General features: G+C 51.0%; 8 protein-coding genes and 4 pseudogenes. 5 read left to right on the top strand and 7 right to left on the bottom strand.

Annotated elements, in window-relative coordinates:
• Positions 1-13 precede the first annotated feature (13 nt).
• Genes ACH518_RS04880 through ACH518_RS04870 form a run of 3 tightly spaced genes read left to right on the top strand, consistent with a single transcriptional unit; the run spans position 14 to position 4,408 of the window.
• Positions 14-1,072, top strand: coding sequence for a DUF6765 family protein (locus ACH518_RS04880; protein WP_445372077.1), 1,059 nt, complete (start codon positions 14-16; stop codon positions 1,070-1,072).
• A gap of 22 nt (positions 1,073-1,094) precedes the next feature.
• Positions 1,095-1,958, top strand: coding sequence for an esterase/lipase family protein (locus ACH518_RS04875; RefSeq protein ID WP_445372076.1), 864 nt, complete (start codon positions 1,095-1,097; stop codon positions 1,956-1,958).
• 56 nt (positions 1,959-2,014) lie between these two features.
• Positions 2,015-4,408, top strand: a complete 2,394-nt coding sequence (locus ACH518_RS04870; protein ID WP_445372075.1) for a hypothetical protein — start codon at positions 2,015-2,017, stop codon at positions 4,406-4,408.
• Between the two features lie 68 nt (positions 4,409-4,476).
• On the opposite strand, the gene ACH518_RS04865 is transcribed toward ACH518_RS04870, so the two are convergent.
• Positions 4,477-5,796, bottom strand: a complete 1,320-nt coding sequence (locus ACH518_RS04865) for a restriction endonuclease subunit S (RefSeq protein WP_445372074.1) — start codon at positions 5,794-5,796, stop codon at positions 4,477-4,479.
• Here ACH518_RS04865 and ACH518_RS04860 point away from each other — a divergent pair.
• Positions 5,797-6,827 (top strand): annotated as a pseudogene (locus tag ACH518_RS04860) (IS30 family transposase).
• Positions 6,828-6,872: 45 nt separating this feature from the next.
• A pseudogene (locus tag ACH518_RS04855) lies at positions 6,873-8,045 on the top strand (IS3 family transposase).
• Between the two features lie 63 nt (positions 8,046-8,108).
• Here ACH518_RS04855 and ACH518_RS04850 read toward each other — a convergent pair.
• From ACH518_RS04850 to ACH518_RS04825, 6 genes and pseudogenes are all read right to left on the bottom strand, one after another.
• Positions 8,109-8,348 (bottom strand): integrase core domain-containing protein, encoded by a 240-nt coding sequence (locus ACH518_RS04850; RefSeq protein ID WP_445372968.1) that lies wholly within the window; start codon positions 8,346-8,348, stop codon positions 8,109-8,111.
• A gap of 21 nt (positions 8,349-8,369) precedes the next feature.
• A pseudogene (locus tag ACH518_RS04845) lies at positions 8,370-8,447 on the bottom strand (hypothetical protein); the annotation flags it as partial.
• 65 nt (positions 8,448-8,512) lie between these two features.
• Positions 8,513-8,980 (bottom strand): annotated as a pseudogene (locus ACH518_RS04840) (IS3 family transposase); the annotation flags it as partial.
• Positions 8,895-9,323: a transposase gene (locus ACH518_RS04835; RefSeq protein WP_445372073.1), complete on the bottom strand. Its 429-nt coding sequence runs from the start codon at positions 9,321-9,323 to the stop codon at positions 8,895-8,897. The gene ACH518_RS04835 and the pseudogene ACH518_RS04840, both read right to left, overlap by 86 nt.
• A gap of 51 nt (positions 9,324-9,374) precedes the next feature.
• Positions 9,375-10,100, bottom strand: a complete 726-nt coding sequence (locus tag ACH518_RS04830) for an IS110 family transposase (RefSeq protein WP_445372072.1) — start codon at positions 10,098-10,100, stop codon at positions 9,375-9,377.
• A gap of 226 nt (positions 10,101-10,326) precedes the next feature.
• Entirely contained in the window at positions 10,327-14,379 is a 4,053-nt protein-coding gene (locus ACH518_RS04825) for an NACHT domain-containing protein (RefSeq protein WP_445372071.1), read from the bottom strand.
• Position 14,380 lies beyond the last annotated feature (1 nt).

Raw genomic sequence — 14,380 nt, 5'->3', positions numbered from 1 at the left:
AAGGAGAGTCGTCATGCAAACCGATTTCCATCATGCCGTGACTTATGTCGCCGCCCGCACCGCCGGCTTCACTCACCAGGACGCCGACATCGTTGCTTATTCGGCGCAATACGTGGACGACGCCGTCAGCGAAGGCGTCGTGCATTTCGATAACAACGCCTTTTATGCCAGGATTCATTCGTCGCATAAAAGCACCGACGTCGGCAATTTGAACAACGATTACAACCACCTGATCTGGTTACCATTCCATTTTCTGCCGGGCAACGGCGGCAAGGGTCCGGGCGAAGATCCGGGTGGTACGTTTATCCAAAAAATCGTCTGTCTGCCCGACAGCCCGCCGGCCAAGGACATGGTGCAAGCGGCGGTCGACGATAAAGGCAAGCCGTACAGTCTGCATCGTTTAGGAATTGCCTTGCATGTGTATGCCGACACCTGGTCGCACCAGGGTTTTGCCGGGGTGATACACGAAATCAACGAAGTGGAACACGCACGGGAGTTGAAAAGCTCCGGCATGTACAGCAAACAGCTGCAGCATGTATTGGAGGATATCCTGGACGATGTGATTCCGCCGCTGGGCCATGGCCGGGCCAAGGATTTTCCGGACCTGCCGTTCTTGCATTGGCAGTATCGGAACGGTCGCGGTGTTTGGATCGTTCGCGATAATCCCACGGATTTTTGCACGGCTGCGGACGCGATGTGCAAAGTGATGCAGCAGTATCTGGGCAAAGCCCAGAACGGATTGCCGGCCGCCGACAAAACGTTGCTGGAAAAAATCTTTCTGGAGTTAAAGGTCAAGGACGACAAAGCCCGCCATCGGCAATGGCTGGAGATCGTCAAGAACGGCTTCAAAGGCGAGAAATTCAGCTTCGGTACGGCGGAGATTAGTTATGCCGCCGAAGGCGCCAATTCCTGGAAGGAAAAAGCGCTGGGCAGCAGTTGGGACATGCGGGTACATAAATACACGCCGGCATTTTTGAGTAGTCACTGGAAGCTGTTTCACGACGCGTTGCAACTGCATCGCTTGACCGTGCTGCACGACATTTTGCCCAAGTACGGCATTTGCGCCGGCTAAGCCGGCAAGCGGGAGAGTCGCCATGAACCCCAACACCGCAGCCGATCTACCCTGCCGGACTTTATACCCCATCGTGCTGTTGCACGGTATCGGTTACCGCGACGACATGTTGATGCTGAATTCCTGGGGCCGGATTCCGAAAACATTGGAAGCCGCCGGCGCCAGGGTGTTTCAAGGCGGACTGGATGCCTGGAACAGCCACGAAAACAGTGCAATGGCGTTGCAACCGAATATCGAGCAGATACTCAGCCAAACCGGTTCGGCCAAGGCCAATCTCATCGCCCACTCCAAGGGCGGACTGGAAGCGCGCTATCTGATTTCCAAACTGGATATGGCCGATAAGGTCGCCAGCCTGACCACGGTTTGCACGCCGCATCGCGGCTCGGCCGTGGCGGATTTGGTGGCCGGCGACATTCCCGATACCGAAAACCTGTTGAGCGTCAATTTCTTCAAACGCCTGGCGCAGCGCTTGGGATTCGGGGCGATGGACATCCTGGCCAGAATCACCGGCGACAAAAGCCCGCAAGCCGGCATGGCCATCAGGCAACTGACGCGTCATTATCTGGCGGAATTCAATCGGCAAGTGCCGGATATGCCCGGCGTTTACTACCAAAGCTACGGCACCTTAATGCGCCGGCCTATAGACGACCCGGTGTTTGCCGCCACCCATGCGTTGCTGAAACGGATAGAAGGCGATAACGACGGCATGGTCTCCACGCGATCCTGCCAATGGGGCCGGTTTCGCGGCTTGATTGGCGACAGCAATCCCGACCGCGGCCTGTCGCACGGCGACTTGGTGGACTACCGCGGCCTGCTATTGACACATTTCAATATCCCGGCCGTGTATCTGGAAATCGTCAAAGACTTAAAACAACAAGGCTTTTAAACGGAGCTGTTAGCTCCGGCCCAAGCCAAAAAGATAACAAGCACAGGGGAAGGACCATGAACAACTATCTCAGTGTCGCCAATTTCCCAACCGCGTCCGAGCCCGAACGGCAAGCGCTGGCTGCCGCGCTCGACGCCATAGTCGCCACCGATCTGAAAAACGGCGCGCTGCCTATGCTCGGCAGCTATCGCAAGATTTTGGGCGACAACCTGCGCCGCGAAGAATGGGACGCTATCCACGACAAACTGCTGACCCTGTTCAAGTGCGGCACCAGCACGCCGCTGGACGGGCCGATGATCGGCGTGTCGATGTCCATCCGCGATAGCGATTATTTCAAGGAAGCCGCCAAGCAACACGGCGAAAACCGTTCGATGCTGGCGCATCTGGAATGGATGGCAACGTTGTGGAATGTAACTTACGCAAGTACCGGCTTATGGATGGGCAAGACCTTCGAACCGGTATCCAAAGACGTGTTTGCCGCCAAATGCGGCCACGATCCGGTGGCGCTATCCAATTACGACCCGGAAACGACGCGCATCGGCCGGAATTTTTTCCGCGAACCGGACGATCCCAATTTCATTCAAAGCTTGGGCATGCCGGTGCTGACCCAGTTCTGGAATTTGCGGGATCGGCCTTTGGATACCAAAGCGCAGGGCTTCGATAGTCAATTGCTTGGGCAAAATCTGGCCAAGGAAAAAGCCATTCCGTATGTAAAAACCGGCGGGATTTTCCTGTCCCTGCCTGGCAAGTCCGTAGTTGGAGAGATGAACGGCAAAGCCGTTTATCAGCTTAATTACCGTTGGCACGCTTTGCATCCGGCCTTCCCGATGACCCGCTTAATCGACGAGCTGGTGCAGATCGAGGACGGCGTCTATCTGGGCCAATTGGTCATGGCCACGCATCATTACAGCTTGGGTACGTTGCAGATGCCTCTATTCGGCGACCATCCGCCGGAATGGGAACTGGGCGAAGCGTACACCGGCGACGACTCGGTCGATTACGGCTACCAGAATAACGGCTTCTTTTTGATGATAGATACCGCTCGCGCCAGGGAAGCCTTCGCCGACGCCGCCTTCCCCAATTTGCGGCCGCGGCCCGGCGAGTGCGGCTGGAAGGAGCTGGGCTACGATAAACCCAGGCCGGCCCAACCGGGCGCCGTAGCCGATGGTGTGGATTGGGCGACCGGTTGGCGCGACGATCCCGAGTTGCAGCTTAAATTCACTACGTTTTGCCTGGAAGCATCGCCAAAAAGTGACGATGGCGATGTGCGCGAATTTCTACAGCCGGGCGAATCCATTTTGCAGATGTTGCAACGCCAGCAGGGCAAAATTTCCGCGGCCAGCGGTTTCGACGACCATCTGCGGCATTTTGAGGTGTTGAATCGGCTGTTTCGCGCCGGCGTTGCGCCCGGCATTGTCGACGGCGTATTCCAGGGCCAGGGTAAAGGTTACAACACCCGCTTCGACGCGCCGGAAGCACGCAGTTGGTATGGCGCTGACGATCCATGCCGCGGCTTCGATTACTACCACGGCGCCACGCTGAATTTGCATTGGGGTTTTGGCGACAGTTTTATCGCCAACATCGCCCGCTCTTTGCAGGAACACAGCATGATTCCGGCCGCGCTGGCCGACAAGCTGCAAACCGATCCGCGCGCGCCGAATTTGCTGAATGCGGTGTGGGCCAATATCGGCCGCTTTATTTTCCCGTGGGCCGGCAAGTCTTTCGAACGCATCGGCGGTCGCAAATTGAGCATGCTGCTGGACGAAAGCGACGATCTGGCCCAGCGCTATCCGGAGCGGGTCGCAGAGCTGAAAGCCCATCCGGCCAGCTTTCCGCATTATGCGCTGGTTGAGAAAAACCGCGAACATTATTGGCAACAGCCGGGCGTTTACGCCGAACATCTGCGCAGCGGCAGTTGGGACCGGGGTATGTCGAAAACCGACAAGGCGTTCTGGGAACGGGAAGCCGCCGAGCATTGGGTATTCGGCAATAACATCCAGGACTCGCGCATCCTGCCCACCGACGCCCTGTTCCGGGTCTTGGATATGAACTACCACCCGCCGCTCCCCTCCATCCAGCAATTGGCCGATGCCGGCCCCTCGCCGTTCGTCAGGCAGGGCTACAGCTTTTTGGGGGTGGACGACAGGCCGTCGATCTTGCCGATGAACAACGGCCCGGATAAGCCGAAGCAAGTATTCCAGTTCCATTACCGCTACCCGCTGATCGGCGGACCGGCCCCGATCGGCACTTGCCTGGACGAGCTGGTGGAAATTGCCGAGGGCTTGTTCCTGGGCCAATTGATTTACTCCACCGCCTTGCTGGTGCCGTTTCACTCGGCCACCGACCCGGCGGAATACCAATATCAGTTATTCGGTTATTTCCTGTTGCTGGATAACACCTGGGAACAACACCGGCAGGCGATAGGGTTTGATATCAATACGGCCGGTTGAAGTTGCGATGGTTGACCACGAAAACAGGATTTTTAACCACGAAAGACACGAAAATCGCGAAAGGGTTTTTACCGTTCTGCTTCGTTATCCAGTGGCAACGGCACCTGCGATAAATCCAATTCACCCTTGAAGGCTTGCTGGCTCAATCCGCCGTAAAGGTTTTCCAGGTCGGTCAGGCTTTGTTGGTAGCGGGATTTTAGGCTTTCGACTTTTTCGACAATTGACGCAAACTGATCATGAAGCCCATAAGGAGGAAACGGAATTAAAACTTTTGCAAGTTCGGCAGAACGAATACCTAAGGCCGCACTACCAGATAGCCGACTACTCAATTTTTTCTGGATGTGGAAATCATTCAGAATAAACTCCAAGACTTCTGGCTGAAATCCTTTTTTGCACACCAACGTTATAATCCTTTGCCCAACAGCAAATTTTTTGAAGTCCCTAGGAATTCTGCACGTATAACCGAAGGTCGCTCCCTCAGTAGTAAAGAGAACATCATTTGCTTTTGGGAACCCCCTTGTCATCCAGCTTTTATAAGTTTCTTCCGATATAAAATCTAGCCGTTCAACATCAAAGTAACCCCGTCGCACACACTTAGCACTAATCAAGGGTACCCCGACTTCGATTCTTGGAGGTGTCTTCCCCCTACAATCAATAAAATCGCAAGCGTCTGTAATTGGCTGGTAACTGTGCTCATCCTTTAGGTATTTACCAAACATCTCGAGAAAAACACTTTTGAGCAGGTCGTCGAGTTGTTGTAGGTGTTGTTTGCGCTGGGCGATCAGCCCTTCCACTTTGCCGAGCAGATGGGCAATGCGGATTTGATCGTCTAGATGCGGAAGTGGTATTGATAGCTTACCCAGGTCTTCAAAAGTGATCGCATCAAGTCCTGTTGTCTTCTTACTGATGCGATCCATTTTGATTGAGCGCAAGTAGTAGTAAGCATAGAGATTACTAACTTCCTTTTGATCGATCACTTCTAACGCGCAGATGTGGCTAACCATATAGGCGTCAATACCAAGTACCGCACGATGGTTGAGCGCAACCGAGCCGCTACGCGGCAATAAAATAGCTCCCCTACGAATAAGATTCAGCCCTTCCTTCTTTGCTACGTCATCAGTCACTCGTTGCTCGATCTCAATGAGATTATTAGAAAAGTGGGCTCTTCCAAGATCCTTCATCTTAATAAAAGGCGTACCCTCATCTGAGAATGCGTTGTCGCCTTTTGGGGCGGGCTTTCCACCAATGATCCGGAATAGTTGCTTTATCTGAGCAGTTCTCATCCAACCATCCCTTTCAGCTCCAACAACTCCCGCACAATCCCACTCCCCATATTCGGCGGATTCAAAAGTGAAGTGCAACACCCAAAAAGCCAGTAAGGTATGCACATGGGAAGCACTTCAAAACACTATCAACAGCTTCAGCCTGAAGAGCGAGTGACGATCAGCAGTCTGAAGCAACAAAACTACAGTATCCGAGCGATAGCACGGGTTCTGCAACGCCCCACCAGCACCATCAGTCGAGAGCTTGGGCGTAACAGTACGAACGAGCATTACGCGAGCCGCGAAGCCCAGCAAGCCTGTCTGCGGCGACGGCGACAATCACGACCTCAACAGAAACTGCATGTCGATAGCGTGTTGTTTGGCGTTGTTCGGCATTTCCTGAAACAACGCTGGTCCCCCGAGCAAATTGCGCTGGCCCAGGCCGCGCTCTATCCCAAAGGTCACTTGTGCCCTTTGGGTATGAGTATCGCGTGTCACACGAAACCATTTACAACTGCATCTATGCGCAACCGGTCGGCGAGTTAAAGCGCGAGCTGATCGCTTGTCTACGCCAGGCTAAAAACAAACGAGTTCCCCGCAGCAAGGGCCAAGACCGTCGCGGCCAGATACCCGATAGGCTCAGCATCCACCTGCGCCCACCCAGCATCGAAGACCGCCAATTTCCAGGGCATTGGGAAGGCGACCTCATCAAAGGTTCAGGTAACGCGAGCGCCGTCGGCACCTTGGTGGAACGAACCAGTCGCTTGCTGATGCTGGTTAAACTACCCCATCCGCAACCCGCCAGTGCGGCAAACGTTCTTCAAGCGTTTACCGACAAGCTCAACAGCATCGCCCAGCCGATGCGGTTGAGCATGACTTATGACCAAGGCCGTGAAATGGCGTTACATCAACAATTGACCGCCAATACCGGCATTGCCGTCTACTTCTGCGATCCCCATAGTCCTTGGCAACGCGGCTCCAACGAAAACATGAATGGCTTGGTACGCCAGTATTTGCCCAAGGGCACCGATCTATCGGGCTACACCCAACAACAACTCGATGCGATTGCCGATCAAATCAACACTCGACCCCGAAAAGGTCTTGGGGTACGCTGTCCGCTTGCTGTTTACATGGAATTACTGATGGGGCTACACTAAACCGGACACAATTTTTAAAATATCCGAAAAAAATTGTGATCCAAAATGAGCAGAGAAAAACCCAATACCTATACGGCAGAATTTAGAGAGTCGGCAGTCAAATTAGCTAATGAATCCGATCAATCGGTGGCTCAGGTAGCCAAAGAGCTTGGAATCAACGTCAATACGCTCCACACCTGGATTGCCAAATACAGCAAAGCCAAAACGACTGATAAACCTGAACGCACTGACGAGCATCTTTACGATGAATTAAAACGCTTGCGTAAAGAAGTAGCCCGCTTGACCGAGGAGCGCGATTTATTAAAAAAAGCCGCGGCGTACTTTGCCAAGGAGCAGCGGTGAAGTACGCCTGGATTAGCCAACATGCCGCCGATTTTGCCGTCAACAGGCTCTGTCGACTGATGAACGTTTCAAGAAGCAGCTATTACGCTTGGCTGCACCGTCGGCCGAGCGCTACAGTAAAAGATGACCAGAGCCTAACGAAAATCATTGTGGAAGCCTTTAAGAAGAGTCGGGAGACTTACGGAACTAGACGACTTAAAAAGGTGCTTTTTCGACAAGATCGAATGGTCAGTCGCCGCCGGATCGGTCGCTTGATGCGTGATGCCAAATTAGCTTGTACCCAAGGGCATAAATAAAACAAAGCGGAAATTTAAAGCGACGACAAACTCCAAGCATCATCTTCCGGTGGCCGATAACCACTTGGATCGGCAATTTGCAGTGCAGCGACCGAATCAGGTCTATGCGGGCGACATCACTTACATCCATACCCAGGAAGGTTGGTTGTATTTAGCCGTGGTCATCGATTTGTGTTCCCGGCAAATCGTTGGCTGGTCAATGGCCGAACATATGCGGACCAAGCTGGTGAATGATGCGCTATTGATGGCCATTTGGAAGCGTAAACCGGCACAAGGCTTACTCTGGCATACCGACCGAGGGAGCCAATATGCTTCGGAAAGCCACCGGGCGCTATTGAAGCAACACGGCATTTGCCAGAGTATGAGCCGAAAAGGCAACTGTTGGGACAATGCCGTATCGGAAAGCTTCTTTCATACCTTGAAAACAGAGCTGATTCATCATCAAACCTTTCGTAATCGGGTTGAGGCTAGGCAGGCAGTGTTTGAATATATTGAAGTGTTTTATAACCGCGAGCGACTACATTCAGCCAATGGCTATTTGTCACCCGCTGACTACGAATTGCAGCAAAAAGCTGCTTAACCGTGTGTCCGGTAAGGTGTTGACACATCAAAATGTAATGGTCAACAAAAACCGGACACCTGTTTAGGCAGCGTTTTTCGAAAAGTCCCGCTCGAATTCGATCGGGGATTGATAGCCCAATGTTGAGTGCGATCGACGACCGTTGTAAAAAGCCAAATAGTCGATCACGCTCAGTTTCGCCGCTTCCTGGGTTTTGAATTTTTCGTAGTTGAGCTGTTCATGTTTCAAGCTACGGAAAAAGCGTTCTGTCGGCGAATTATCCCAGCAATTGCCTTTTCGGCTCATGCCCTGTTCCATCTTCATCACTGCTAAATGCTGGCGATATTCCCGACTGGCATACTGGCTGCCACGATCCGAATGATGCAGCAGACCCGGCGGCGGTTTGCGGCGCCAGGAGGCCATTTGTAATGCGTTGACACAGAGCGAGGTCCGCACTTGTGCCCTGTGGGTATGTGGTCGTCAATCGCCCAGCCCACCACTTGCCGGGAGAACAGATCGATAACGACCGCGACATAAAGCCAGCCCTGTAACGTCCAGACATAGGTAATATCCGTGGTCCACACTTGATTTGGCTGAGCGACCTTGAATTGCCGATCCAGCCGATTCGGGGATATGGCCTCATTGTGTTTACTGTCCGTGGTCACTTTAAATCGTTTGGGATAGCGGACCTGTAATTTTAAATCGCGCATGATCCGCCCCGTTTTGAAGCGGCCGACGGCAAAACCTTGTTTCTGCAATCGATCCGCTACACGACGCGAACCAAAGCACTGCTTGTTGTCGGTAAAAAGCTGCCGCACGCTATCGGCAAGCTGTTGATCTTGATGTTTTTTGTCTTCGTCTGTCGGACTGTTACACCAAGCATAATAAGCACTGGTGCTCACCTGCATCACTCGACACAGCACGGTCACGGGATACGTCTTCTGTTGCGCCTGAATAAATCCGTACTTTACTTGTGCCCTGTGGGTATTCGGCTTCTTTCGCAAAGAAGACGGCGGCCTTTTTTAATATCTCGCGCTCCATCCGCAGTTGTTCGTTTTCCTGGCGCAATCGGATCAATTCGTCATGATCCCCCAGATTCAGGCAAGATTTTTTTAGCGTAGATTCGTTCGCCGAAGGCTTGCGTTCCGCTCGTACCCAGCGTCCTAGGGCGCTTTGCGATATGCCCAGATGATCGGCCGCTTGCTGCTGACTGTAGCCTTTTTCCAAAACCAGCTTCGTAGCATCTTGCTTGAACTCAAGGCTATATTTGGGTCGATTGTGTTTTTTGTCGTTACTCATGGTCACCTCTGCTAGCAGTATAAATTCTGCCTTTAGAAGTGTCCGGGGTTATTAGACCATTTCAATAGCCCTTGCCGTCGCCAATGTCCGAAGCCAGGATGGTGGCGGTGATCGGCCCAACACCCGGCACACGTCCCGAAATCGTTTACTCAGCGCATTTTGCTCGCATAAGCGGCTGATACGTTGCTCGTGGGCCTTAATGTCAGCGTCGATGGCTACCAGACGCTGATACTGTTCGGCAAACAATTCGCGGCCCGTGGACGTCAGTGCATTGTCGGCGTCTTCCAGAATCAGCGGTAAGGCTTTGCGCACGCTGTTAAGGCCTGTTGCCAGCACGATGCCGCGCTCGGCCAGAAAACCGCGCATCTGGTTCGCCGGCGCGGTGCGCTCGGCTACCCGTTCTTGGCGCAAGCGGTGAAGCATCTGCATATCTTGTTGAGCATCGTCTTTCACCGCTACCTTACGTTTATTGGGCCGGGTGACCGCCGTGAAAATGGCTTCGGCATCGTTAAAGTCGTTCTTGTTGCCGACTACAAAAGCCTTCACAAACTTGGCATTCAGCAGCACGACTTCATGACCGAGTTTGGTCAGCTCCCGCGCCCAGTAGTGAGCGCCGCCACAAGCTTCTAGGCCAATCAGACTAACCGGCAAGTTGGCGAAATAGCTCAGCATCTCTGCCCGTCTCAGTTTCTTTTTCACCGGCCTGTCGTTCGCCGCCTGGCTGTACAGATGAAAAATGCTTTTTGCCGTATCCAGACCCACCACGTTACTATTCATTTCGGACTCCTCGTCGCTCCGTTTAAATTCTCTGGCGCAGTATGACACCGCGTGGGGAGGGGAGGAGTCCATGCCATCATCCTACGACCCTGTCAGATTCCTGATAGATCACGCCTTTGAATAGCGGGATTACGACTGCCGAGAGGTCGTATTGGGGTGAAGTTTCGTCGTCCGTATCAGTCATGATTGCCTTAAGAAATTCTCAATTGCGAATTTTGCCGACATTTTACCGGCTTGGCCCGGTATACGCCGAAACGTCTAAAACAAAGACATCAATTAATTTTCGTTCCGCCGGCGTCAATGTGGCCTCCAGCATTTCTTCCAGTTCGGAGGCGGACTTGGGCGGCGGCAGGCCTTGGGGATGCGTTGGCAGCTTTTTGAAATTAAACCAAAGCACCAGATACAGGCCCCGTCCTTCGGTTTCCGGGGAGATGGTGTAGCGCGGTATTAATTGTTGATGAATGGTTTTCCACAGTTCGCGGTGGTAATCGAGCTTGATTTCGATGGGTAGGAAATACGATCGGCCCTCGTGGATGAAGGTCAATTTAATGTCGGCGCGTTTTTCATTAGCTTGCAATGCTTCCGGTTCGACGGCGACAGCGTATTTCGTGAGCATCGGTTTCAGGAGATCAACCAAATAATTGCGACCAACCTCTTCGTACCTAGGGTCTTCCTCGGAGTAAGGTTTTTTAGGGCTTAACACTTCCTTGCCCTTTAAATTCCAAAAATTTTGGTAGCGGTTAGTACTGCCTCCATGCATTTCTTCCGCCAATTGCTGCAAACAATCCAACACCAGCACGGCCAAATCGGCGACATTAGCCGGTTTTTGATTGTTCAACGTTTCGATGACTTGGGAAGCGTCGGGATGTTTGAATAAGGCTTCGCGGCGGCTGATTTGTTGAGTTTGGTGGGCGTCGCGGATTAGTGAGTGCCAAGCGGCCAATTTTGATTGCGTCGATAAAGAGTAGAGAACCTCAGTACTGCTTTCGCTTGGATCGCTCGCAAGCAAATTTAAAGAATACCGAACATAATCTCGTTCATTTTCGGCTCTACCAACAAAATGAGCACCAGTTTCCATACGCGGCGAGCAACGAGGTCCAAACATTTCAATCAATAAACCGACGGCCGAAGCGGGTAATGCGTAAGTTTCGTTTCTTATCTTCCAACTTGGGCATAAAAAAGCGGATAAATGATTGATGCGTGTTGCCTTACCGAACAACTCCTTTTTGAATAAATCCTGATATTTTTCCGGTCGAATAATCAACCCAGTAATCAGCCAATAGACGCGCTGGGCTACATCCATACCCTTACAAGCCAGTTTTTTATCGATTAGTACCATTAACTCATTTTTATCTAACCAATTAATAGCTGCTTTGAGCAAGCATTCTAAATGACTACTTTGCTGCGCCGTAGCCCTGATCGGATACTTATTGAATACAGGAATTACCGACAGTTTGACAATTTCCTTATAGGCTTCGTCATGTGCCAACTGATAGAGTCCATGGATATGTTGTTTTTTTCCGGCCAACATGGCACCAACATAGGCAATTAAAACTTTAGCGGTTAATTCTTCATTCAATAAACTTAATGGTTTAACCCATGCCGGCTCATCTCCGCATCCGTAGGTATACCAAAAGGCTAGAGCCTTACTGATCAAATCAGGTGTTAAGTTAAATAATATAGAAGGGGTTTCTTGATAGATTTTTTCCATGCATACCAAGAAAGGCAAACGAATATAATGTTCACAGCCCTCCAAGGCGAGCGCAAATATCTCATCGAGCTCAGGCAAATCTCTTCTATCTAATATTTTTCTTAAACCGATTTTTGCAGCCTGTATGAGTTCGGTATCGTTGTTTAAAAAGTCCGATAAACGTTGTTCTCCGGTGCTTCCATTGATACCGCTAAAATGGTCAAAGTAAGCTGATGCAAGATTATGAAAAACATGAGGATGGGCTCCGCCTTCCGTTATTTCAGTTTTATGCTTCTTAAAAAAATCTAGTCTTTCTTTTAATTGTTTTTTTTGCTCATTTTCCCAGTGATTTTCAGACTGTGCATGCTCATATTGCCAATCTTCGATAGGATTAAGAATTAACGATTCGTAAAAATTACAAAATTGATCGTGCTGGCTTATCCAACCTTGAAAATATTCCAGTGACAAACCATGATAGCTTCTCTCGTCTATCAAAGCTGTAAAAGCCTGGCGAACGAGTTCGCAACCGATTTTAAAATCGTCGCAATTTTCAGCCTTTGCCAAAGACCAGACTCCAAAGGTGTTCGGCGGGGTGGCGTCGTAAAACCGAGATCGGATTTTTTTATACCACTCGCTGGATATATTGTTAGTACCTTTTTCTATTTGTAAAATACCAAACTCGAAAAGAGACAAATAAATAGTCGGTTGTTTTTCAAGCCATTCACGTATTTTCTTCTTATGTTCACTCCGTAATTTAGAGTGGTAATCATGCTGTCCAATACATAGCCAGCTATATAATCTTTCTGTTGGAATAAATACCCCGTGTGTGTTTACCCCCCTAACCAGCAATTCACCAGCCATTGAAAATAGGTCTTGCACGGGTGAGATTTTAAGTAAATTGACACCAAGCCCAGCTAATTTATCAAGAACAATTGGCAAATCTTCATCGGCCACGCGCTTGCTAAATTCACTTCGCCAAAAAATATCATAGTGCGACACTAAATTGTGATTTCGAATTGGCTTTAGATATTGCAATATATCCCTGGCAGGAATAAAATCTGGAAATAATTTATAAAGCAATAAACCCAGAAGCCGCTTGTTGTCTTCAATTTTGTTTTGACGAATCTCCTCGGCGAGGGCCAACAAATTACTCGAGTCTTGCGGGTATTGGTGCATAAACGCCTGTAATGCACGAACTCGAATCCCTTCCCAGTAAGAACTATCTCTAATTGCAGCTAACAACGAGGGCTTCAGTTCTTCGATCACTTCACCGTGGTATAAACCATCTAACACACAATCTAAGACACTTTGCTCCGGTTGTTCCCGCGAAGGGTTATTGAATAATTCAAATAAATATGGGGCCATGTCTCTAGTCGTGATGGCAGCGAAAGATCGCTCGTCCCATTCGTAGCGCGAATAGCTCGTTTTTGTGACTTCTACTTTCAAAGCATTCAACAGTTTTACTTTGCTTGCCGTAGAAAATAACTGCACATCCCCATACAACACCACTCCCAAGGGATCGATTTCGATCAAGCGGTCGCGCGCCGGCTCCGACAATACCGCCAACCAAGCCATCAAGCCGCGCAACGCGGCAACAATGCCGCCGTCTACACCGGTCGTTAATGCCAATACTCGATTGACCAACAAACCTTGCTTGATCTTGCCGGCGATGAAATAAGCCGCCAGATATTCAGCGATGCTACGATGCACATAGCTGTATTCGTCTCCCACCTTTCTGAACAAACGGGTCTTTAAGGCAGCTTGGGTCGCCGGGGGAAGATCGAGAGAAACAAGGCTGACGCGGCCCCGTTGTGGATAACCTTCGCTGAAGCCCGATAGGTTGGCGAGCAATTGAATCGCGCACAGCGTGCCCGCCATATCGAGCAAGGCTGGAATAAGAACGGGGGATTTTTCGGCAACCCGATGTTCATCGTTAAATTCCACAGCTAATTGTTCGACCGCCAGCCGATAAATCTCTTGCTTGGTCTTAGGCCATTCCCGTCCACCCTTGACGGCATCGATCAACATATCCAAGGTTTGCGGGTTGTCCAGCAAACCGGATAGGCCGAAGCGTTGAGTTTTGTCGATAAAACCATCCGCATCGCCGACACGGTCATCGTTGGCGAGTATCGCAGTCACGTCGCCGATACTTAATGGATTTAAGTATAAATGGGTGATTTCTTGGGACGGGCTGACTTTCGCTAAATCCTTGTTATCCAGTCCTCCCAGCCAATCGGCTTCGCGGCAGGAGATGCGGAACCGTTTGCAAGCCAATTTATTGAGTTTGCCTCTAATAGCACCCAAGGGCGTTCTCGCGTGGTCATTGCCGGCTCGGGCCTCGTCCAGGCCGTCGATGAACAAGGTTGTCTCCCGCCATTCCTCACTATCCAAATCGATAAAGTCTCTGGCTGAAATGTAATAGCCGCCGGTAAGCTTCGCTTCGTGCTCGAACAGCGTGGATTTGCCTGCACCGGGCTCACCGAGCAATACATAGGCCGGCCGGTCTCTGTAATCGGCGATAGTACGGCTTTCTGCGGGACTGTCGTCCGCAGCTTTTTCGGTAACGGTTCGGGAGACGCGATACAGCATG

This window comes from Methylomonas sp. HW2-6 (assembly GCF_052474525.1).
The sequence above is the reverse complement of the archived record's forward strand: the minus strand, read 5'-3'. Positions and strand labels throughout refer to the sequence as shown.